This window comes from Flavobacterium sp., from assembly GCF_039932285.1.
Taxonomy (GTDB): domain Bacteria; phylum Bacteroidota; class Bacteroidia; order Flavobacteriales; family Flavobacteriaceae; genus Flavobacterium.
This window is the reverse complement of sequence record NZ_JBDTQE010000010.1, coordinates 12,766-37,035: the sequence shown is the minus strand read 5'-3', so window position 1 is coordinate 37,035 and position 24,270 is coordinate 12,766. Positions and strand designations below refer to the sequence as shown.

Below are 24,270 nucleotides of genomic sequence, written 5' to 3'. Positions count from 1 at the left end.
GTTAGACAAAAATTACATTTTTTAGAATAAATTTATATGAGCGACGAAATTAAGAAGGATAATTATTCAGCAGATAGTATTCAGGCATTAGAAGGAATGGAGCATGTTCGTATGCGTCCGTCGATGTATATCGGAGATGTAGGAGTTCGTGGTTTACACCATTTAGTTTACGAAGTTGTCGATAACTCAATTGACGAGGCAATGGGAGGTCATTGTGATACGATTATTGTAGATATTAATGAGGATGGTTCCGTTTCTGTAGAAGATAATGGTCGTGGAATTCCAGTTGGAATTCATAAAAAAGAAGGTGTTTCGGCACTTGAAGTTGTAATGACTAAAATTGGTGCTGGAGGAAAATTTGATAAAGATTCGTATAAAGTTTCTGGAGGACTTCACGGTGTTGGGGTTTCTGTAGTAAATGCTTTGTCAAACCATTTGAGAGCAACAGTTCATAGTAGTGACGGTAAGGTTTACGAACAAGAATACGAAAAAGGAAAGGCCTTATATCCGGTAAAACAAATTGGTGAAACTAGTAAAAGAGGTACGATTGTAACTTTTTATCCGGATCCTTCTATTTTCACTCAAACAATAGAATACTCTTATGATACTTTATCGGCTCGTATGCGCGAGTTGTCATTTCTGAATAAAGGAATTACAATCACTTTTACAGATAAAAGAGAAAAGGATAAAGACGGAAATTTTGTTTCAGAAATTTTTCATTCAACAGAAGGACTAAAAGAATATATCCGTTATTTAGATGGAAACCGTGAACCAATCATTGCTCACGTAATTTCTATGGATAATGACAAAGGCGAAATTCCTGTTGAAGTAGCTTTAATTTACAATACAAGTTATACAGAAAATATTTTTTCTTACGTAAATAATATCAATACACACGAAGGAGGAACACACTTGCAAGGTTTCAGAACAGGTTTAACCCGTTCATTAAAGAAATATGCAGATGCTTCTGGAATGTTAGACAAACTGAAATTTGAAATTTCAGGAGATGACTTCCGTGAGGGATTAACAGCTATTATTTCGGTAAAAGTTGCTGAACCTCAATTTGAAGGGCAAACTAAAACTAAATTAGGAAATAGAGAAGTTGTTTCTCCAGTTTCTCAAGCGGTTGGAGATATGATCGAAAATTATTTGGAAGAAAATCCAAATGATGCTAGAATCATTGTTCAAAAAGTAATTTTGGCTGCACAAGCCCGTCATGCAGCTAAGAAAGCGCGTGAAATGGTGCAACGTAAAACCGTAATGGGTGGCGGTGGATTGCCAGGAAAATTATCAGATTGTTCGGAACAAGATCCAGAAAAATGCGAAGTATTTCTTGTCGAGGGAGATTCGGCAGGAGGAACTGCAAAACAAGGTCGTGATCGTGCTTTTCAAGCTATTTTGCCATTGCGTGGTAAGATTTTGAACGTAGAAAAAGCAATGCATCACAAAGTTTTTGAAAACGAAGAGATTAGAAATATATTTACAGCATTAGGGGTAACTATTGGTACTGCCGAAGATAGTAAAGCATTAAACTTAGAAAAATTACGTTATCATAAAGTAGTAATTATGTGTGATGCGGATATTGATGGTAGTCATATTTCTACCTTAATATTAACGTTCTTCTTCCGTTTTATGAAAGAACTAATCGAAGAAGGTCACGTGTATATAGCAACACCACCATTATACCTTGTTAAAAAAGGAAATAAAAAAGAATATGCTTGGAACGAAATACAACGTGATCAAGCTAACGAACGAATGGGAGGAAGTGCAGCTATTCAACGTTATAAAGGTCTTGGAGAGATGAATGCGGAGCAATTATGGGATACTACTTTAAATCCTGAATTCAGAACTTTACGTCAAATAAATATTGATAGTTTAGCAGAAGCGGATAGAGTTTTCTCAATGTTAATGGGAGATGAGGTTCCACCTCGTAGAGAGTTTATCGAGAAAAATGCAGTTTACGCAAATATTGATGCATAAAAAGATAATTTGGTTATTTGTTGATTCGGTTAATCGGATTAACAAATAACCAAATTAGTAAATAGAAGTATTAAAAGAATAACCAAATAAACTTAAAAATGAAAGTTACAATAGTAGGAGCAGGGAATGTAGGAGCATCTTGTGCAGATGTTATTTCTTATAGAGGAATTGCAAGTGAAGTAGTATTATTAGATATCAAAGAAGGTTTTGCGGAAGGTAAAGCTATGGATATCATGCAATGTGCTACTAATACAGGTTTTAATACACAATTGTCAGGTGTTACAAACGATTATTCTAAAACAGCAAACAGTGATGTTGTTGTGATTACATCTGGAATTCCAAGAAAACCAGGAATGACTCGTGAAGAATTAATTGGCATCAATGCAGGAATCGTTAAGTCGGTTGTAGAAAACGTATTGGTTCATTCTCCAAATACTATTGTAGTAGTGGTTTCAAACCCAATGGATACAATGACTTACCTAGCTTTGAAAGCTACAGGTTTGCCAAAAAATAGAATTATCGGAATGGGTGGTGCTTTAGATAGTTCACGTTTCAGATATTATTTATCGAAAGCATTAGATAAGCCTGCAAATGACGTTTCGGCAATGGTTATAGGGGGTCACGGTGATACTACAATGATTCCACTAACTAGATTGGCTTCTTATAACGGAATTCCAGTTTCTGAATTTCTTTCTCAAGAACAATTAGACAAAGTAGCTGCTGATACAATGGTTGGAGGTGCAACATTAACAGGATTGTTAGGAACTTCAGCTTGGTACGCGCCAGGTGCTTCAGTTGCTTATCTTGTTGATAGTATTTTGAATAACCAAAAGAAAATGATTGCTTGTTCAGTAATGTTAGACGGAGAATATGGTCAATCAGATATTTGTATCGGAGTGCCTTGTATTATTGGTAAAAACGGTATCGAAGAGATTGTTAATATTAATTTAAACGATAACGAAAAAGCATTATTTGCGAAAAGTGCTGACGCTGTTCGTAATATGAATGCTGATTTAAAATCAGTTTTAGCTTAATTTATTTAACTACAAATTACACTAAGAATTTCACGGTGTTCACAAAGAATCTAAAAAGCTAGTGAACTTTGTGAAATTCTTTGTGTTCTTTGTGGTTAAATTTATATATTTGCACGTTTTGTGAAAATATGGTAGTGTTTTTTACCCTGTTTTTATAATTCAAAAATAAAGAAACCAAACTAAGAATTAATTAATTTTTACACAGAATGCAGAATAGAGGACTTATTAAATTTATTGCAATAATATTTGCACTGGTAAGTATTTACCAACTTTCTTTCACATTTGTTGCTAATAAAGTGAAAAGTGATGCAAAAGCATTTGCAGCAGGAAAATCAGAAAAAGAAGTAAAATATCTTGACTCGATAGGGAAAGAAAAAGTGTTTAACTTAGGTTTTACAAGTTTTACTTATGATGAGGTAAAAACAAAACAAATTAACAAAGGTCTTGACTTAGAAGGTGGTATCAATGTGATACTACAAATCTCTGTTAAAGATGTTTTGAAACAATTGGCTAATAACTCTACAAATCCAGTATTTGTGAAGTCATTAACTGATGCAAAAAATAATCAAAAAGGAAATCAATCCTACTTAGATGCTTTTTATGATGCTTTTGATGCCAATTCTAACGGAACTACATTATTGTCTTCGCCAGATATTTTTGGAAACAGAAATTTAGCAGAAGAGATTAAAATGCAAATGTCTGATTCTGATGCTAAAAAAGTAATTAACAAAAAAGTTGAAGAATCTATAGAAAGTGCTTTTAGAGTACTTCGTGAGCGTATAGACAAATTTGGTGTTACACAACCTAATATTGTAAAATTGGGAACTTCTGGTCGTATTCTTGTTGAACTTCCGGGAGCAAAAGATGTAGATAGAGCTAAAAAATTATTGTCAAGTACTGCTCAATTAGAGTTTTGGGAAACATTAAAAGTTGAAGAAATTGGTAATTATTTAGGTTCAGTAAATGAAGCTTTAAAGAAAACTGAAAAATCAGCAGTAGCTGAAGCACCAAAAGCAACTTCAAAAATTGATTCTTTATTAGTAGATAAAACTGCAAAAGATTCGACTGCAACTAAAGCAGATGTTGGTCCATTTTTCAGCAAAATCGTTAGCGGAGGACAACAAGGAAGTCCGGTATTGGCTTACGTAAAATCGAAAGATACAGCAGTAATTAACGGTTATTTGAAACGTGCAGATATTAAAGCTTTATTATCAAGTGATTTAGCAGATACTAAATTCGTTTGGGGAAAACCATCTGAAAAATCAGGTGATGTGGTTGAATTATACGCATTAAAAGGAAACAGAACAAACACACCTCCTATGAGTGGTGGCGTACTTGTAGATGCTTCTAATTCTTATGACCAAACAGGAAAACCATCGGTAACGATGCAAATGAATGGTAAAGGAGCAAAAATATGGGAAGAATTAACTGGAAGAGCTTATACTCAAAAAAGTAATATTGCCATTGTTTTAGATAATATTGTTTACTCGGCTCCAGGAGTTTCTTCAGGACCAATTTCTGGTGGACGTTCTGAAATTTCAGGTTCATTTACAATCGATGAAACTAAAGATTTAGCTAACGTTTTGCGTGCTGGTAAATTACCTGCAGCTGCAGAAATTGTTCAATCGGAAGTAGTAGGGCCATCATTGGGTCAAAAAGCTATTGATAGTGGTTTAAATTCTTCTATTGTTGGTTTATTACTTGTGTCATTATGGATGTTAATCTATTATGGTAAAGCAGGTTGGTATGCAAATATTGCATTGGTTGTCAACTTATTATTCCTTTTTGGAGTAATGGCAAGTTTTGGTTTTGTATTAACATTGCCAGGTATTGCAGGTATCGTTTTAACAATGGGTACAGCTGTAGATGCTAACATTATAATATACGAACGTGCAAAAGAAGAATTGCGTGCAGGATTAAATCTTGATGAAGCCGTTAAAAAATCTTTCAGTTGGACAGGAGCAATGCGTTCTATTATTGATGCAAACGTTACACATATTTTAACAGGATCTATTCTTTATATTTTTGGAACTGGACCTATCAAAGGATTTGCATTAACTTTATTAATAGGTATTATTACTTCATTATTTACATCTATTTTTATCACAAGAATTTTCTTAGAAAGATCGGTAAGTAATGGTACTAAGTTAGAATTTGCTAACAGTTGGTCTAAAAACTGGTTTACAGGATTCAATTTTGATTTCTTAAAAATTAAAAGAGGAACTTATATTTTCTCATCTTGCGTTATCATTATCAGTTTAGTATCTATATTTTTCGTAAATGGATTAGATGAAGGCGTTGATTTTGTTGGAGGTAGAACTTTTCAAGTGAAATTTGAAAAGACTGTAGAACCAACAGCTATTGCTGCTGAATTGTCAAAGAAAGATGTTTTTGAAAGTGCTGAAGCAAAAATATTTGGTACTGATGATCAACTTAAGATAACTACAAAATACAAGATTAAAGAAGAAGGAGTAAGTGTTGATACAGAAGTAAATCAAAAACTTTATAATGCTCTTAAATCACATTTTTCTCCAAGTATGACTTATGACAAGTTCATAAACTCTTACGATGGTAAAGAACTTGGAGTATTACAAGCTTCAAAAATAAGTCCAGCTATTTCAGCCGATATCAAAACTAACTCATTTTGGGCAGTTTTAGGAGCTATGTTGGTTGTAGGTCTTTACTTAGTGATTTCTTTTAGAAAATTAGGTTATTCACTCGGAGCAATTGCAGCAGTTGTACATGACGTTATATTTGTATTGGGTATTTACTCTTTGTGTTATAAATTTATGCCTTTCCACATGGAAATGGATCAGCACTTTATTGCAGCAATTCTTACAGTTATTGGTTATTCGATGAATGATACTGTAATTGTATTTGACAGAATTAGGGAATTCCTTGACGGAAACAGAAAAGGAAATATGCACCAAATTGTAAATGACTCTATTAATACCACATTATCTAGAACCATAAATACTTCATTAACTATGTTATTGGTATTATTGATTATGTTTATCTTTGGTGGTGATTCAATTAGAGGATTTATCTTTGCAATGTTAATAGGTATTGCAGTAGGAACTTACTCATCTTTATTTATTGCAACGCCAGTATTGGTTGATACAATGTCTAAAAAAGATATAGAAGAAATTGATGCAAGACATGCCAAAGCAAACGCATAATTCTTAGAATATAATATTAGAAAATCCTTCGTTGCAAAACGGAGGATTTTTTTTGTACATTTATTTTAAACTGAATTAAATTCGAGAAATAATAAACGAGATTATATGAACATAATAGCCTGGTCTGATTTCGAAAAAATAGAAATGCGAATTGGTACAATAATAAAAGTGAATGATTTTCCAGAAGCTAAAAAACCGGCTTACCAACTCACTATCGATTTTGGAAATGAAATAGGTATAAGAAAAACATCAGCACAAATAACTCAACGTTATACGAAAGATGATTTACTAAACAAGCAAGTTGTAGCAATAATAAATTTTCCTACAAAACAAATAGGTAAGTTTATGAGTGAATGTTTGATTCTTGGTTCGATAGGAAAAGAGGATGATATTGTTCTGCTTTCTTCGGACTTAAGTGTTGAAAACGGTCTAAGAGTAGGATAAAAAAAAAGCCCAAAATCTATGATTTTGGGCTTTTTTTTGTAGTTTTATTTATGCTTTAATCCATTCTAATATTGATTCATCAATAGGAAGAGTTTGAGGTGCAATTACTTTGTCGAGATGGCCGTTTTCGTTAATTAAATATTTTTGAAAATTCCATCGTACAGTATTATCTTCTAATCCATTTTTTGATTTTTGTGTCAAAAATTTATATAATGGATGTATATCATCACCTTTTACAGATATTTTTTCCATCATAGGGAATTTTACACCATAATTTTTGCTGCAAAATGTTGCTATTTCTGAATTTGTTCCTGGATCTTGTTCGAAAGCATTCGAAGGAAATCCGATAATTACAAAATTACTTTTTTGAAATTCATCATATAATGCTTGTAATTGTTCGTATTGAGGTGTTAATCCACACTCAGAAGCAGTGTTTACAATCATTATTTTTTTGCCTTTTAATGAAGCAAAATCAAAATCCTTACCCTGAATATCTTTAACTTTAAATTGATATATAGATTCTCCACTCATATTTGCTTGGACTATTTCTCTGTCAGAGGTTACATTTTTTAAACTTTCTTCCTGATTCTTACAACTAACTAATAAAATTAGTGATATAGCACATAATATTTGCTTCATAGGTTTATTCGTTTTGGTTTTATAGAACGAATATAATGAATTATTAAATACGATAACAAAACAAAATGATAAAAATAGTTAAGATTTAATTTTATAATCTTATAGATATAAAAGATTTATAATGGTAATTTGTAAAATTTACTTTTTATAATATTTTTTATATTTTGGATAGGTTATTAATCCAATAAATGAAATTGTTCCTAATGAATACCAAATCCAACTCAATGAATGAGCTTCTCCGCTAGCATAAGAGTGCAATCCTACTAAATGGAAATTTACTCCATAATAAGTAAATAATATAGAGATGAAAGCAAACATACTCATCAAGTTAAAAGTCCATTTCCCTCTCAATGATGGTACAAAACGAGCATGAATTACAAATGCATAAACCATGATACTTATTAATGCCCATGTTTCTTTAGGATCCCAGCCCCAATAACGCCCCCAACTTTCGTTTGCCCATTGTCCTCCAAGGAAATTTCCTATGGTTAGCATTATTAACCCAATTGTTAATGCCATTTCGTTTATATAGGTTATTTCTTGAATATTTAAATTCATTTTTTCTTTATTTTTTTCATTGGTAAAAAAGATAAGAACTAACGAAACAAAACCTAAAATCATACCTAATGCAAATGGTCCGTAACTAGCTACAATAACAGCAACATGAATCATTAGCCAATACGAATTAAGAACTGGTTGCAAGTTTGCAATTTCTGGATCAATCCAATTAGCATAAGCCGCTGCTAAAATCATCGCGGATACAAATGCAGCAGAAGCTACGGTTAGCTTAGATTTTATATCGAAAGCCAAACCGAAAAACATAGTTGCCCAAGCTACATAAACGATCGCTTCATAGGCATTACTCCATGGTGCATGACCAGAAATATACCATCTAGCAATTAGTGTAGCAGTATGTAAAACAAATAGTAAGGCAATAATGGCATGCATCGAATTGACTAAAAATGTAATTGTTTTAGATTCTTTAAAAATTTGCAAAATAGTAAAAAACAACATTAATATTGCAGCTGTAATATACCAATAGGGTAATTTTTGGAGAAGATCATATTTATTATATAAAATCTCTGATGAAACTTTTTTATCTGTTGGTATGACCTTGCTGCCGTATTTTTTTTGAAACTTCTTAATCCCATCAAGATAGAAGTCTGATTCTTTGTAGTTGTTTTTTAAAGTAGCGTTTTCTAACGACATTAAATAAATAGGTAAGATTTGTTTAGTAAAGGTCGAATCCATTCCTTTTAATCCTACATGATTGAGTTCCGCATACGATGCCCATTTATTGTTTTTGTCATTAGGAATCGGAAATATTTTAAGAATACTTCCAGACAATGCAGAATTCATTAGATTTACTTTTTTGTCGGTTTCTATAAAATCTTTTTCAAATTGATTAGGATTTGCTGCCTTGTATGCATCATCTAAATACGGTGATAATTTATAATTCCCTTTTTCGTCGAAAAAATTAATAAATTTTGCAAATTCTTGACTTTTATTAATTCCAATAATTTTACGAATGCTATCATTCTTTTTAGTAATATAAATTAAGGGAACTTCATACCAAACTTGAGCAAATTGTGTCATCGATAAGAATACTTGGTCGGAATTCATTTCTTTGTAAGTATCGGAATGGCTTACTTTTCTTAGTAATTCTGACGAAAAGGTATTTATAGGTTTCATTCTTCCACCTATGTCTTGAATAATTAATCTCCCAAATTTTTCGGCATGAACTTCACTAACTTTATATTTTACTAGTAAAGAATCTATTTGTTTTTCGGTTGGCATTTTAGCCTGATGATTTTGTGCAAAACCACTTAAACCAAATAATAAAAATAGAATGGTAAGATTTGCTTTTTTACTTTTCACAATTTCTAATTTTCGCTTTATATCGGCAAAACGAGAATGTTTAGTAAACATAATAGCCATCATAGAAAAAAACAACATAAAATAACCAATATATGTAATCCAAGTTCCCCAAAAATCATGACTTACAGAAAGAACAGTTCCTTTCTCATCTGGATCGAATGAAGATTGAAAAAAACGATAACCTTTGTAATCTAAAACATGATTCATAAAAATTTTATAATCAAAATCCTTTGAATCATCTTGTACTGTAACTTTACTTTCAAACGAAGAGAAACTTTTTTCGGTTCCTGGGTATTTTTGAGCTGCAAAATCATTTAATTTTATTTTGAATGGTAATTCGTATGATTTGCTTCCAAAGGATATTGTGTAATCTAAATTTCCAATTTTTACAGCTTTTGGTTCTCCCATTTTTCCTTTAGAACCTACAAGAGTAACTTCTCTTTCTTGTCCTTCCGATTTTATTGTTAAAACCAGTGCATCATCTTCTTCTTTTGCTTTATAATTATTACTAGATTCGTAACCTATTATTCCTGTTTTTGCAGGCTCAGGAAAAACAAATTGTGCGCCACCTACATTATATAAAGAACGCATCATTAGCGGTTCGGTAGCGTCTTTAGTTACTCTTCCCTGTAGTTTGTCTGCCATTCGCATAAACTGACCTTCAAAAGGAGTGCTTATTGTATATGCTTCCCAAGTTGTATTGATATTGATAGCTCCTTTTGTGTATTTGTTTAAAGCAAAAAGTATATTATTGATATTTTGTACTTCACCTGATTTTAAGAAATGTTCGTTACGTTTTCCGCCTCCAGATTCGACCATTTTAAAATATAAAACACCATTTTTGTCTTCTTTTATAGTTTGTTTTGCACCCATAATAAAGTTTTTTAACTCTATTGTAAAAGGTGTTTTGTCAAAAGTTTCATTTAAAGAAAAATTATTGCTTGTTGCTTGCGAAAATAAAACGGGTTCTTCAAAAGTGCGACGTTTCATTTCGCCTTTGTATTGTCCATCTACATTAATTGATAAGAATGTTTTATCAGAATAAAAATGATTTTCTGAAGCGCCTTCTCGAATAGGCATCATTCCTTCGTAGCTAATATAACGGGTAATTCCAGCTCCTATAATAATAAAAACAAATGACAAATGAAGTAACAAGGTTGCCCATTTTTCTTTTTTTAATAACTGATAACGCTTTATATTTCCAACAAAGTTTATCATAAAAACCAGCATTATTCCTTCAAACCACCAAGAATTATATATTAAAATTCTTGCAGTTGTTGTATTGTATTTACTTTCTATAAATGTTCCTGTAGCCATTGCAATTGCAAAACCTAGAAACAATATAGCCATTAATCTTGTTGAAAATAGTACTGATTTTAATTTTTCCATAATGAATTTTGGAGTCGTTTTTTATAAAGTGATACAAAAATACTCAAAAATGTTTGTTTGGTATTTATTCTAATCTTTATTTAACACGTTTTAATGAAATTTTAATTTTAGAATTATGTAGAATGTAAATTGTTAAAAAAGTAAAATCAAAAGTGTTGTTACCAATAAGTGTTTAATTTATTTGTAGAAAATTTAAATAAAGTAGAATTCATAGATTAGAGATTTTCTTATATCAAATCAAATTTAGCGGCCATTTTTATTAACAATGCAGTGTTGCTTGCATCTAGTTTTAGCATAAGGTTTTGTCTGTGCGTGCTAACAGTTGTAGTACTAATAAAAAGTTTATCGGCAATTTGCTGATTGGTAAGACCTTCGGCTATTTCTATTAAAACTTCTTTTTCTCTTCGTGTAATAATGGGGGTTTGGTCGTATTTTGATGTATTTTGCTTTTGATAATCAACATTAAAAAACATATTGCCGCTAGAAACGGTATCAATGGCTTGAAATATTTCTTCTTTAGAGGAGTTTTTTAATAAATAGCCACTTGCCCCATTTTCTATCATTTTAGAGACATAACTTCGGTCATTAAAAGTGCTTAAAGCCAAACATTGAATTTTCGGAAATTCACTTTTTATTTTTTTACATAACTCAATACCGCTAATATCTGGTAAATTAATATCCAGAAAAGCAATATCTACCTCGTTTTTTTTGATAAAAGCGATGGCTTCAAAAGCATTCTGAGCAGATCCAATAACGATAATATCTTCTTTTTGAGATAACAAAGCTTTAAATCCTTCAATTACCATAGGATGATCATCTACTATAAAAATTTTGTGTTTCATTTTATGCAAGTTCAAATTCGATATGAGTAGATGTTCCCTTTTTATCTGACTGAACATCCATTTTTCCTTTTAAATAATCTACTCGATGTTGGATATTTGCTAAACCAATTCCTTCTTTTTTCACTAAATTTATATTAAAACCTTTTCCATTGTCTTCAACAGTTAATGAAATAGTATTGTTATTTCTGGAAAGTTGAATATGTGATTGACTTGCATTAGCATGTTTTAAGGTATTGTTGAGTAATTCTTGGACAATTCTATAGATGACAATTTCAACCGTTTGATCTAATCGATTTTCTAAACCAAAACTTTGAAAAGCAACATTTAATCCCGAATTTTCAGAAATCGAATCACAATAATTTTGAAGTGTTTCATTTAGTCCAAATTTCAATAATGCTTCAGGCATCATGTTATGAGCCACACGACGCATTTCGCTTATCGCATTGTCCAATTGTGTTATACTTTTAGTAAATGTTAAAGCATTTTCTTCAGATAATATTACGTTTCCTTTCATAGTATTTAGTTGAAATTTTACTCCCGATAGCATTCCACCCAAACCATCATGCAAATCGCGAGCTAATCTGGTTCGTTCAGCTTCTTCCCCTTGAATCACATTTTGTGCTGCATCTATTTGTTTTTCATCTTCTAATTTACTAATATGTTGTAACTGTATGGTTTGTTTGGCTTTATAATTTCGATAGCCTAAAAAAGCTATAACAAGAAACCCTAAAAGAGTTCCCATAAGTGCATAGTTGAATATTTTTTTTTGTTTTATTGTAGCTTTCTGCAATGTTATTTGAGTATCTTTTTTTTCCGATTGATATTTTGCTTCTCGTTCAGAAAATTGATCTGTACTTTCACTGACTAATATGGTGTCATTTAATTTAGAATATTTCTCAAAAAACTCGTAAGCAATTTTATATTTTTTAGTTTCATAAAAAAATTGACGCATGACATCAAAATAATTTCTTTTTTCTGTAGGATCATTACTTTGCAAATAATAATTGCTACAATCATTAAAATATTTATCTGCTTGAAGATATTGTTTTTCTTTCATAGCAATTCTACCCAATTGCCATAAAGAGTTTGCAATTCCATCTTTAATTTTTATTTCTGTAGCCGTATTTAGGCTTTTTTGTGCAAAAACTTTAGAAGAATCTATTTTATTTAACTCAAAATATTCTAAAGCAATATTGTAGTAATAGCCTTGAATATAGGTTTTTGGAATTTTACTTTTTTCCAATTCGGGTAAGTATTTTAGTCTTATCTTAAGTGCTTTTTTAGTATTTCCGTTTTCAAAATAATTATCGGCTTTTTGTTGTGTGTAAAAAGCAATAATTGTCTTATTTTTATAATTATTAGCAATAGCTAAAGCTTTATCAATATACTCATCTGCTTTAGGTAAATTTTTTATAGTATTAAAAACAGCACTCATATTATAATATAGGTCTGATTTTCTTTTGTCTAAGATCTTATTAGTAAGAGTTTTATCTTCAAAAATTTTTGGATCATCAAAAATATCTTGTGTTTTTAAAAAATAGTCAATGCATTTTTCATATTCTCCATTCCAGTATTTTACATTTCCCATATTAAAATAAGCCCCTGCAATATAATACAGATGATTGTTCTTTTTTGCTGCATTTAATGAAGCTTTATAACATTCAAAAGCCTTGTCTTTATAATCAAAACTACTGTGCCAAAGTCCTAAAAGTCTGTAGCTATTTGCTATGGCATCATTATTTTTAATAGATATACTCTTTGTTAATGCTTCTGTGATCAATTTTTTTGAGAGTAAACTGTCTACTTCCCTTATTTCATAACCTAAATAACTCAATTGTCTTATTTGAGATGTATCTGTTGGGAGTTTATGAATTTGAGTAATAATTTGTTTCAAGCTATCTGATTTTTTTTGCTGCGCGAAAACCATAAGTTGTAAAAAAAGTATTCCAGTTATAAGTAATGATTTCCTCATCTAATAATCAATTGATTTTTAATTTTATAAAATATTTTTATTCAAAAATAGAATTCTAATTAGCAAAGTAACTCAAAGATTAACATCTCTTTATCCTATAAAAGTAGGATATTTAAAATCATTACTTTATAGGAATTCTAGTTTTTTGTTTTAAAATAATTTTACATAATGTTAAAACAATAAAAAAACAGAACTATGAAAAAATTAAATGTATTACTAGCTATTAGTCTTATTGGCTTTGCTTTTTCTTGTACTCCAAACGAAGAACCCTTACCGGTTTCAAATGTATTAACAGTAACAACTACAACACCTACAGGAATTACAGATGTTCAAGTCACATTAGGAGGAGATGTAACAAACGATGGGGGAAGCGTGGTTACAGATAGAGGTGTTTGTATAAGTCTTACCGTAAATCCAACTGTAGACGATCCTACAAATGATGATGTGTTACAAATAGGTACAGGAAATGGGGTTTTCTCTGATACTTTTACTGGCTTTCCTGCGAGTACAACTATTCACGTTAGAGCTTATGCAAAAAATAGTACAGAGACTGTTTATGGGGAAGATAAAGTCTTTACTACTTTAGCAAGTGCTGGATGTCCAATTATAAATGTAACAGGAAATATTACATCGCCAACAACTTGGACTACTGGAAACGTTTATGTAATTGCGGGTACCATAACCGTTACTTCGGTACTAACAATTGAACCAGGAGTAATTATAAAATTAAGTAGTGCTGGAAATATTGATGTAAATAATGGCGGAAAAATTTTAGCTAATGGTACTTCAACAAATAGAGTTGTATTTACATCTATTGCAGATGATACCTATTGCGGAGATACAAATGGAGATGGAACAGCAACGACTCCTCAAAAAGGAGATTGGCTTAATCTTTACTTAAATGGAGGAACGGGACATATTTTTAATTATTGTGATTTTCTTTATGCAGGTACAAATGATGGTGGTTATCGTGCTGCGGTAATAGTATCTGTTGCTGGATCATCGTTTACTTTTGATAATTGTAGTTTTGCTCATACAGCAAACGGAACTAATTTTACTAGTGGTTTTGCTTTTTATGCAGGATCATATATGAGCAATCCAAGCATTTCTATTTTTACAAACAATGTGTTTTATGATAATTATTATCCAATTTATTTGAGTGCTACTTATTCAATAAATCCTAATAATTCCTATAGTAATCCTGCAAATCCATCACAAAAAAATGCAAGAAACTGTATTTGGATGTATCCTGATGCTGGAAATAATATAGCAGTTACAATAGATGAAACAGAAGTTCCTTATGTTATGGATGGTTATTTGCAAAAAAGTACTGGTTCTATAACTATTGGTGCTGGTGTTGTAATGAAATTCCCTACAGGAAATACTTATGGACTAAATGTAGGTTCTCTATCCTTAAACCCATCCGCTTTCTTAACTTCTATTAAAGATGATGCTCATGGCGGAGACACTAATGGAGATGGATCTGCGACAGCTCCTGCAAATAATGATTGGTACGGATATTGGAACTGGACAAACTCTGTTTGGATCCACGGTGCAAATATTTTATATGCTGCAAATTAAAGTTTGTTTGATTTAGTTGTTTTCTAATCGTCTCGTTAAATAGATAACGAGACGATTTTTTAAAAATGAATCAAATAATAAATAATATGATTTTAGATTGCCCCATGCTACTATTATCAATAAATTAAAAAATAGTCGTTATGAAAAGATTTTATACACTCATTATTTTGGCTTTAAGCTATAATTCTTTTGCACAAGTAGGAATAAATACTATAACACCAACATCTATGCTAGATGTAAACGGTCAGGTTACGATTGATCAAAAAAATTTCGGAGGTTATGGCGGTTTACTTATAAAAGGGAATGCTCCGGGAAGTAATTATCCTAATATTTGTTTTTCTACGACAAATACATCAGGAAACGATATTATTTCTAGCTATATAGGAGGGAGCATAAACAGTAACACAGCTGGTTTTGAAGCTATGGATTTAGTTTTTCTAACATCACAAAATGGTTTAGGAAGTCTATCGGAAAGAATGAGGATAAAAGACAATGGTTATATTGGAATTGGGAATCCGAATCCATCACAAAAATTGGATATAACAGGTAAAATAAAAATCACCGATGGAACTGAAGGAATTGGCAAAGTACTTGTAAGTGATGCAACAGGTGTAGCTTCTTGGGTGACAACTAATTCCATCAAATCTGCAGTAACTGGAGTTTTTGCTGGAGGAGGAGCTAATTTTGGGAATGGGACTCCAATAGGAGGTCAATCGGCAATGACATACTGTAATGCTTATATCGATTTGCCTGTTGGGAAATGGATGGTTTTTGGTACTTATTTACTAGCAGGATCTACTATTTTGACAAGCGGACAAAGTGCTTTTATTAGAACTTCTCTTTATTTGAGTAATACTGTTGTAGGATCAAACCCTTATATCCTGTCAGGTGGGTTGATATCAGGAATTTTAGCGGGTCCAACAGAATTTGGAATCGCAAATGGACAAACAATTATAAACAATACTTCTGGAGGAGTAATAAGGTTTTACTTGTGGGCAAATATCACAAAATATGGAACTACTCCAGCAACTTTTGGTATGTCTGGGGTAGGAAGTTCATTTTGGTCTGAAAATCAATTGACCGCAATTCCTATGAATTAATATTTTTGTCATTTACAATAAGGAAAGACTTAATAAACTTGTTAAGTCTTTCCTTATTGTGGATAAAAATGCATTGCGTAAAATTAGATTTTAAAAGAACTTATTAAATGGCTAGAATTACAAAATAAATATAAAAAATAGTACATTTGTTGCTCATTATAAATATACAATATGCAACATATTATCGATCGCTTTATAAGCTATGTAACTATAGATACGGAGTCTGATCCTAACTCAGAAACTACACCAAGTACTGCAAAACAATGGGATTTAGCTAACAAATTAGTTGAAGAACTAAAAGCTATTGGTATGCAAGACGTTACTATAGATGATAAATCATACATTATGGCAACTTTGCCTAGTAACGTTTCTCACGAAGTTCCTACTATTGGCTTTGTTTCTCATTTTGACACCACTCCAGATTTTACAGGAAAAGATGTAAAACCTCAAATTGTAAAAAATTATGATGGTAATGATATTGTATTAAATGCAGAAAAAAATATAGTACTTTCTCCTAAATATTTTAAAGATTTATTGCTTTACAAAGGGCAAACATTAATCACAACCGATGGTACAACATTACTCGGTGCCGATGATAAAGCGGGAATTACAGAAATTGTTTCGGCAATGGAGTTTCTTATTAAAAACCCAGAAATTAAACACGGAAAAATTCGTGTAGGTTTTACACCCGATGAAGAAATAGGTCGTGGCGCACATCATTTCGATGTAGAAAAATTTGCTTGCGACTGGGCTTATACTATGGACGGAAGTCAGATTGGAGAATTAGAATATGAAAATTTTAATGCTGCTGGTGCTAAAATAACTTTCAAAGGAAAAAGTGTACATCCTGGTTATGCGAAAGGAAAAATGATAAATTCTATGCTATTGGCTAACGAATTTATTAATGAGTTACCAAAAGATGAAATTCCTCAAGAAACAAAAGGTTACGAAGGGTTTTTCCATGTAACACAACTTTCAGGTAGTATTGAGGAAACGCATTTAGAACTCATTATTCGTGACCACGATGCAAGAAAATTTAAAAAGAGAAAAGAACTTATTCATACTATCACAAAAAAAATGAATAAGAAATATGCCAAACAATTTGGTGAAGATATTGTGATTACTGATGTAAAAGATCAATATTACAATATGAAAGAAAAAGTTGTTCCCGTATTTCATATTATAGATATTGCCGAAAAAGCCATGAAAAATTTAGGTATTAAACCACTTATAAAACCTATTCGTGGCGGAACAGATGGTTGCCAGTTATCATACAAAGGATTACCATGTCCTAATATTTTTGCTGGAGGACACAATTTTCACGGAAAATATGAATATGTTCCTGTAGAAAGCATACAAAAAGCAATTGATGTCATTGTTCAAATTGCTCAAATTACTGCTTCGGGAGATTATAAAAAGACTGAAAAAAAATAATTTCCTACAATCATACATTTTACATAAAACAAATCCTTTCAGAATTTTAACTCTGAAAGGATTTTTGTTTTTAAATACTAGCTATGATTTTAATTTCTTCAATAATTTGTATAGCTAATTTATCAGCTTCTTGTTGTGTGGCTGCTTCGGTATAAATACGGATAATAGGCTCTGTGTTCGATTTTCGTAAATGCACCCAGTTTTCTGCAAAATCTATTTTCACACCATCAATAGTGGTAATGTTTTCATTTTTATATTTTTCAGTCATGGCTTTTAGAATCGCATCAACATCTATTTGAGGTGTCAATTCTATTTTATTTTTACTCATGTAATATTGGGGATAACTCGCACGCAATTCGGCAACAGTTTTTTCTTGATTGGCTAAATAAGTTAAGAACAAAGCGACTCCAACCAAACTATCACGTCCGTAATGTAATTCTGGATAAATGATGCCTCCATTTCCTTCGCCTCCAATAATAGCGTTCGTTTTTTTCATTAACTCCACGACATTAACTTCTCCTACAGCGCTAGCTTGGTAATTTCCGTTGTGTTTGTTTGTAATGTCACGCAAAGCACGAGAAGAAGACATATTAGATACTGTATTTCCTGGAGTTTTACTTAAAACATAATCGGCACAAGCTACAAGCGTATATTCTTCACCAAACATTTCTCCATCATTTGAAATAAAAGCTAATCTATCAACATCTGGATCTACAACAATTCCAAAATCGGCTTTTTCTTCGAGAACCAATTTGCAAATATCACCTAGATGTTCTTTTAAAGGTTCTGGATTGTGTGGGAAATCTCCGTTTGGTGTACAATATAATTTCACCACTTCAACCCCCATTTGCTCTAACAAATTAGGGATAATAATTCCTCCCGAAGAATTTACAGCATCAACTACTACTTTGTATTTTCTTTTAGCAACTGCCTCGGCATCAACTAAAGGTAAATTTAATACTTCATCAATATGAATATCCATATAAGAATCGTTAACGGTAATTTCTCCTAGAGTATCTACATCCGAGAAATTGAAAGCTTCAGCGTCTGCTATTTCTAGAATTTTTGCACCATCGTCACCGCTCAAAAATTCACCTTTGGCATTTAATAATTTTAATGCATTCCACTGTTTGGGATTATGAGAAGCAGTAAGAATTATTCCGCCATCAGCATTTTCTAAGGGAACGGCAATTTCAACAGTTGGAGTGGTAGAAAGGCCTAAATCGATTACATCAATTCCCAAACCTAATAATGTGTTCATAACTAAATTATGAATCATTGGTCCAGAAATTCTAGCATCGCGACCTATAACAACTTTTAGTTTGTCTTTATTACTATTTTGTTTTAGAAAAGTTCCGTAAGCCGAAGCAAATTTTACAGCATCAACTGGGGTCAAATTGTCTCCAACTTTCCCTCCAATAGTTCCACGAATACCTGATATTGATTTTATTAAAGTCATTTTTTTTAATTATAAATTTTAAATTCACACAAATATAAAAAGGTTATAAGTCACAAAGTTACTAAGTCACAAAGTTTTTTTTATATATTTACAAAAACCTTTGCAACTTAGATTCTTAGAACCTTAGCGCTACAGAAATGAACTACCTAGCCCATATTTTTCTCTCAGGAAATAACGATTTATTGAAAATCGGCAATTTTATGGCCGATGGTATTCGTGGAAATGATTATCTGCATTTTCCTGAAGAGGTAAAAAATGGGATTATTTTGCATCGTCATATAGATACTTTTACCGATGCACATCCAATTTATAGAAAAAGCAAACACCGTTTGCACGAAAAGTACGGACATTATGCGGGAGTAATTATGGATATTTTATACGACCATTTTTTAGCAAAAAACTGGAGCGTGTATTCTGATGAAAAGCTTGAGGATTATGCAGCTAATTTTTATAAGTTATTAGAAAATAATTATAATATTCTTTCAGAAAAGGCTAAAGAAATTTTGCCATATATGACAGAAAGAAACTGGTTAGTTAGTTATGCTACAATTCCAGGAATTGAGATAATTTTATTTCAGATGGATTATCGAACAAAGCATAGAGTAAACATGCAAGAAGCAGTTATTGAATTACAAGAATTTTATTTAGAATTTGAAGAAGAATTTACTTTGTTTTTTGAAGAATTACGAGCGTTTTGTTTAGAAAAAATAAGTTTTACATAAATTAAGATACTATTACATGGAATTAGTTTTTGCTTCAAACAACAAAAATAAAATACAGGAAATACAAAGTATGCTTCCTGAAAGCATCAAAATCTTAAGTCTTTCAGATATTGGTTGTCATGAAGATATTCCCGAAACCGCAGATACTATTGAAGGCAATGCTATTTTAAAAGCCAATTACGTAACTAAAAAATATGGTTACGATTGTTTTGCTGACGATACTGGACTTGAAGTAGAAATGCTAAATGGAGAACCTGGTGTTTTCTCCGCTCGTTATGCTGGCGAGCAGCGTAATGACAACGATAATATGGATAAGTTGTTATTTGAATTAGAAAATAAACCCAATAGAAACGCCCAATTCAAAACGGTTATTTGTTTGAATATTAATGGAGAACAACATCTATTTACCGGGATTGTCAAAGGAAAAATTACCAAAGAGAAGCTTGGAAATCAAGGTTTTGGCTATGATCCCATCTTTCAGCCTGAAGGTTATCAACATACGTTTGCGCAGATTTCACTCAAAGAAAAAGCAAATATAAGTCATCGTGGTATGGCTACAAGGCAACTTATTACTTTCTTTAAAAAGTAACGTATTGATTTTCAATTGTTAATAAATTTTTAATTATCGATTTAACATTAGTTTATTTCGTTTATTCGACGTACTTTTGCACCGAATTTAAAAATAAATAATGAACAAATTTGAACAATTAGGATTGAGCGAATCGCTACAACGTGCGATTATCGATCTAGGATTTGAGAATCCGACCGAAGTACAGGAGAAAGCGATTCCCCTATTATTGGAACAAGACACAGATTTAGTTGCGTTGGCTCAGACAGGGACAGGGAAAACGGCAGCTTTTGGTTTTCCAGTCATTCAAAAAATTGATGCCAACAATAGAAATACTCAGGCGTTAATTTTATCACCTACTCGCGAACTATGTTTGCAGATTACAAACGAACTTAAAAACTACTCAAAATACGAAAAAGGTATTAACGTAGTAGCGGTTTATGGTGGTGCAAGTATCACAGAACAAGCAAGAGACATCAAAAGAGGTGCTCAAATCATTGTGGCTACTCCAGGGAGAATGCAAGACATGATTAACAGAAGATTAGTTGATATTTCTCAAATAAACTACTGTATTCTTGACGAGGCTGATGAAATGTTGAATATGGGTTTCTATGAAGATATCGTAAATATCTTATCTACAACACCAGACGAGAAAAACACTTGGTTGTTTTCTGCAACAATGCCTGCTGAGGTAGCTAGAATTGGAAAACAATTCATGACCGATCCAATAGAAATTACTGTAGGAGCTAAAAACTCAGGTTCTGCAACTGTTTCTCACGAATTTTACTTAGTAAATGCACGTGATCGTTACGAAGCTTTGAAACGTTTAGCCGATGCTAATCCAGACATTTTTTCGGTAGTTTTTTGTAGAACAAAACGTGATACACAAGCTGTGGCTGAAAAATTAGTCGAAGATGGTTATAGTGCTGCTGCTTTGCACGGAGATTTATCTCAAGCGCAACGTGATGGTGTTATGAAAGCTTTCCGTGGTAGACAAATCCAAATGCTTGTAGCGACTGATGTTGCTGCTCGTGGAATCGATGTTGATAATATTACTCACGTAGTAAATTACCAATTGCCAGACGAAATAGAGACCTATAATCACCGTTCTGGTCGTACTGGACGTGCTGGAAAACTAGGGACTTCTATAGTTATTGTAACTAAAAGTGAAATTCGAAAAATTTCTTCTATCGAAAGAATTATCAAGCAAAAGTTTGAAGAAAAAACAATTCCTTCTGGAATAGAAATCTGTGAGATTCAACTTTTACACTTAGCTACAAAAATTAAAGATACTGAAGTTGATCACGAAATTGACAACTATTTACCAGCTATCAATAGCGTTTTAGAAGATTTATCGAAAGAAGAGCTAATCAAGAAAATGGTATCGGTAGAATTTAACCGTTTTATCAATTACTATAAGAAAAACAGAGATATCTCTAATCAATCTTCAGGATCAGATAGACGTGAACGTGATGATAGAGACGGTGCTCCAAGAGAAAATAATAACAATGGCGCAACGCGTTATTTTGTAAATATTGGTTCTAGAGACGATTTCGATTGGATGCAACTAAAAGATTTCTTAAAAGAAACGTTAGACTTAGGTCGTGATGATGTATTTAAAGTAGATGTAAAAGAAGGTTTTTCTTTCTTTAATACAGATGCAGAACATACTGATAAAGTAATGGAAGTTCTTAACGGATTCGACCTTAACGGAAGAAGAATAAATGTTGAGATTTCTAAAAATGACGGTGGTTCAAGTTCTGGACGTCGTGATCACAACGGAAGAAGTTCTGGTGGCGGAAGAAGTTCTGGCGGCGGAGGTTTTAGAGGAGAAAGAAGTTCAGCACCAAGATCTGGTGGTGGCGGTGGTGCTTTTGGACCAAGAAGCGAATCAAGAAGTTCTGCTCCAAGAGGAGAAGGCGGATTTAGCAGAGGGTCAGCTCCAAGAGAAGGTGGTTTTGGAAGAAGCTCAGACAGAAGTGAATCTTCAGACAGAGCACCAAGAAACGAAAGACGTTCAGGTTTTACACCACGTCCTTCTGAATCAAGTTCTGACAGACCTAAAAGACCAAGAAGAAGCTAATAAGTCATAAAGACAAAATCTAAAAAGCCTTGAAAATTAATTTTTTCAAGGCTTTTTTAATGTAAATAAATTAGGTTTTTCTCATAAAAAAAGGTGTAATGAAATACTTCATTACACCTTTTTAATTATCTAAATAGAGAAACTATTTTTTGTTTAATGCTTCACTCATTTCGTTAGAAATTGCTGAACGCTCCATTTTTAATTTTCCCGACATTGTTTCAATAATAACTGTCTTTTCAGATAGTTCCGCTACTTTTCCGTGTAAACCACTTTTTGTAACTATTTTGTCACCTACTTTTAGTGACGCTTCAAATTCTCTTTCTTTTTTTGCTTTAGTTTGTTGAGGTCTAATCATAAAAAAATAGATTACAACAAACATTAAAAGAAAGGGTAAAAATTGTGTTAATTGTGCCATGATAAATTATTTAGTTTTTAGCAGGAATTCCTCCCGTTTTTGGATTAATATTTGCTTTGAAATTGATTATTTCACTTCCAATTTCGGTATTTGTTCTGAGTGTTACTGTTTTTTGTTGTAAGCCCATTTTTCCATCAGAGTTAAAGCTAATTTTTACTTCTCCACTTTCTCCATTTTTTATAGGAGTTTTTGTCCACTCAGGAACAGTACATCCGCAACTAGCATGAGCGTCTAAAATTACTAAATCGGTTTTCCCTGTATTTTTGAACTTAAAAACATGAGAAACTTTATCTCCTTGTGTAATATCTCCAAAATCGAAATCTGAATTTTCAATTTCAATTTTCGGATATTCTCCAGGTTTCATAACTTTCTTTGGTCCAAGATCCATTTGGTCTGATTGATCTTGTGCTACAACCATATTATTACTATCAACAACAATTGAGCTATTTTGGTCATTTTTTTTACAAGATACAGTCGCTAATAATGATGCAACTACAATAAATGTCATTATATTTCTAATCATAAATTTATTATTTTACATTAAACCTCTTCCAGTTTTTTTCAACTTACCGTTGGCTTCAAATTCTTTTACTAAGTTGTCTAAAATTCCATTTATAAAAATACTGCTTTTTGGAGTAGAATATTCTTTCGCCAGCTCAAGATACTCATTAATCGTAACTTTTACAGGAATAGATGGAAATTTTAGAAACTCACAAATAGCCATTTTTAAGACAATAGTATCTATTTCGGCAATACGATCTGCTTCCCAATTGGGTGTTTTTTCTGCAAATTCTTTTGCTAGCTCTTTATCATTAAGAACTACTTTTCTAAATAAGTTTCCTACAAATTCCTTATCTTCTGTATCGTTATATAATTTTGGTACAAAGAAATTACCATTTTCAGTATTTTGAATGGCTTTTAATTGTTTTAGAATCAAAGTATTTACTAACGGAATATCATCTATCCAAGTTAGTTTGTGGTCTTCTAAATATTCGTATAATTTAATATTTGGTGCGATAATTTCGGCAAAAACTGAAGCAATAAAATTTCTATCTTCCTCGAAATTAGATTTTGTATTACTCATATAATCTTCATACAAAGCACTCTGTTTGATGGCTTGTAGTAAAATTAAAATATAGTCATCGTTAAGTTTCCAGTTGTTTATTTTTCTGTCTTCTAGTGCGTTAACTAATGATTTATTCTCGGTTAGAATAGTAAGTACTTTGTTGTTTACAAACTTTAAATTTGGATTTTTTTCCTCTTTAGTAACTAAGTGTTTGTTGCGAGAAATTTCTATCAAATTGTCTTCTTTAGATTGGATTTCGACCAATGTTGACACCATTATTAGGTACAAATCTTGTACGTTTTCGATACTTTGAAATAAGAATTTTTCTTCTTTTTCCAAATTATCTGATTGTGTTTGACGCATAGAATATAGCGTCTGCATTACTTTAACTCGGATATGTCGTCTGTTTAACACTTTGCAAGAACATTTAAAAATTAGTAGAGCGAAAGAAAATCTTTCGCTCTACAAAAGTACAATTTATTTTT

The 24,270-nt window shown here is 31.9% G+C and carries 18 protein-coding genes; 10 read left to right on the top strand and 8 right to left on the bottom strand.

The window, feature by feature from the left end; genetic code table 11:
- Positions 1–36 precede the first annotated feature (36 nt).
- The 4 genes from gyrB to ABI549_RS03685 all read left to right on the top strand — a co-directional run bounded on the left by gyrB (position 37) and on the right by ABI549_RS03685 (position 6,637).
- Positions 37–1,980 (top strand): DNA topoisomerase (ATP-hydrolyzing) subunit B, encoded by a 1,944-nt coding sequence (gene gyrB / locus ABI549_RS03700; RefSeq protein WP_348075106.1) that lies wholly within the window; start codon positions 37–39, stop codon positions 1,978–1,980.
- Between the two features lie 98 nt (positions 1,981–2,078).
- Positions 2,079–3,014 (top strand): malate dehydrogenase, encoded by a 936-nt coding sequence (locus tag ABI549_RS03695; protein WP_348075105.1) that lies wholly within the window; start codon positions 2,079–2,081, stop codon positions 3,012–3,014.
- 206 nt (positions 3,015–3,220) lie between these two features.
- Positions 3,221–6,193 (top strand): protein translocase subunit SecDF, encoded by a 2,973-nt coding sequence (secDF, locus tag ABI549_RS03690; protein WP_348075104.1) that lies wholly within the window; start codon positions 3,221–3,223, stop codon positions 6,191–6,193.
- A 105-nt stretch (positions 6,194–6,298) separates the two neighbouring features.
- A complete protein-coding gene (locus ABI549_RS03685; RefSeq protein ID WP_348075103.1) occupies positions 6,299–6,637 on the top strand; it encodes a tRNA-binding protein in 339 nt (112 codons plus the stop codon).
- A 48-nt stretch (positions 6,638–6,685) separates the two neighbouring features.
- On the opposite strand, the gene ABI549_RS03680 is transcribed toward ABI549_RS03685, so the two are convergent.
- From ABI549_RS03680 to ABI549_RS03665, 4 genes are all read right to left on the bottom strand, one after another.
- On the bottom strand, positions 6,686–7,276 hold the full coding sequence (locus tag ABI549_RS03680; RefSeq protein WP_348075102.1) for a glutathione peroxidase: 591 nt from the start codon (positions 7,274–7,276) through the stop codon (positions 6,686–6,688).
- Positions 7,277–7,414: 138 nt separating this feature from the next.
- Positions 7,415–10,543, bottom strand: a complete 3,129-nt coding sequence (gene ccsA / locus ABI549_RS03675; protein WP_348075101.1) for a cytochrome c biogenesis protein CcsA — start codon at positions 10,541–10,543, stop codon at positions 7,415–7,417.
- Between the two features lie 227 nt (positions 10,544–10,770).
- Positions 10,771–11,385, bottom strand: a complete 615-nt coding sequence (locus ABI549_RS03670) for a response regulator transcription factor (protein ID WP_348075100.1) — start codon at positions 11,383–11,385, stop codon at positions 10,771–10,773.
- A 1-nt stretch (position 11,386) separates the two neighbouring features.
- Positions 11,387–13,279, bottom strand: a complete 1,893-nt coding sequence (locus tag ABI549_RS03665; RefSeq protein ID WP_348075099.1) for a sensor histidine kinase — start codon at positions 13,277–13,279, stop codon at positions 11,387–11,389.
- A 273-nt stretch (positions 13,280–13,552) separates the two neighbouring features.
- Here ABI549_RS03665 and ABI549_RS03660 point away from each other — a divergent pair, with 273 nt between their 5' ends.
- The 3 genes from ABI549_RS03660 to pepT all read left to right on the top strand — a co-directional run bounded on the left by ABI549_RS03660 (position 13,553) and on the right by pepT (position 17,472).
- A complete protein-coding gene (locus tag ABI549_RS03660; RefSeq protein ID WP_348075098.1) occupies positions 13,553–14,938 on the top strand; it encodes a hypothetical protein in 1,386 nt (461 codons plus the stop codon).
- A gap of 140 nt (positions 14,939–15,078) precedes the next feature.
- Positions 15,079–16,038: a hypothetical protein gene (locus tag ABI549_RS03655; protein WP_348075097.1), complete on the top strand. Its 960-nt coding sequence runs from the start codon at positions 15,079–15,081 to the stop codon at positions 16,036–16,038.
- Between the two features lie 171 nt (positions 16,039–16,209).
- On the top strand, positions 16,210–17,472 hold the full coding sequence (pepT, locus tag ABI549_RS03650; RefSeq protein WP_348075096.1) for a peptidase T: 1,263 nt from the start codon (positions 16,210–16,212) through the stop codon (positions 17,470–17,472).
- 70 nt (positions 17,473–17,542) lie between these two features.
- Here the strand turns inward: pepT and glmM are convergent, their stop codons facing one another.
- Complete coding sequence (glmM, locus tag ABI549_RS03645) at positions 17,543–18,931, bottom strand: phosphoglucosamine mutase (protein ID WP_348075095.1); 1,389 nt, start codon at positions 18,929–18,931, stop codon at positions 17,543–17,545.
- Positions 18,932–19,068: 137 nt separating this feature from the next.
- Between glmM and ABI549_RS03640 the strand changes: the two genes are divergently transcribed.
- The 3 genes from ABI549_RS03640 (at position 19,069) to ABI549_RS03630 (ending at position 22,304) form a co-directional block, all read left to right on the top strand.
- Positions 19,069–19,653 (top strand): ACP phosphodiesterase, encoded by a 585-nt coding sequence (locus ABI549_RS03640; protein ID WP_348075094.1) that lies wholly within the window; start codon positions 19,069–19,071, stop codon positions 19,651–19,653.
- Positions 19,654–19,669: 16 nt separating this feature from the next.
- The gene (locus ABI549_RS03635) at positions 19,670–20,242 is read left to right on the top strand and encodes a non-canonical purine NTP diphosphatase (RefSeq protein WP_348075093.1); all 573 of its coding nucleotides are present in this window, start codon (positions 19,670–19,672) and stop codon (positions 20,240–20,242) included.
- Positions 20,243–20,342: 100 nt separating this feature from the next.
- Positions 20,343–22,304 (top strand): DEAD/DEAH box helicase, encoded by a 1,962-nt coding sequence (locus tag ABI549_RS03630; RefSeq protein ID WP_348075092.1) that lies wholly within the window; start codon positions 20,343–20,345, stop codon positions 22,302–22,304.
- A 142-nt stretch (positions 22,305–22,446) separates the two neighbouring features.
- Here the strand turns inward: ABI549_RS03630 and yajC are convergent, their stop codons facing one another.
- The 3 genes from yajC to nusB are packed head-to-tail and all read right to left on the bottom strand — an operon-like array spanning position 22,447 to position 24,166.
- Entirely contained in the window at positions 22,447–22,719 is a 273-nt protein-coding gene (gene yajC / locus ABI549_RS03625) for a preprotein translocase subunit YajC (RefSeq protein ID WP_348075091.1), read from the bottom strand.
- A 10-nt stretch (positions 22,720–22,729) separates the two neighbouring features.
- A complete protein-coding gene (locus tag ABI549_RS03620; RefSeq protein WP_348075090.1) occupies positions 22,730–23,242 on the bottom strand; it encodes a DUF1573 domain-containing protein in 513 nt (170 codons plus the stop codon).
- Between the two features lie 12 nt (positions 23,243–23,254).
- On the bottom strand, positions 23,255–24,166 hold the full coding sequence (gene nusB, locus ABI549_RS03615; protein ID WP_348075089.1) for a transcription antitermination factor NusB: 912 nt from the start codon (positions 24,164–24,166) through the stop codon (positions 23,255–23,257).
- Positions 24,167–24,270 lie beyond the last annotated feature (104 nt).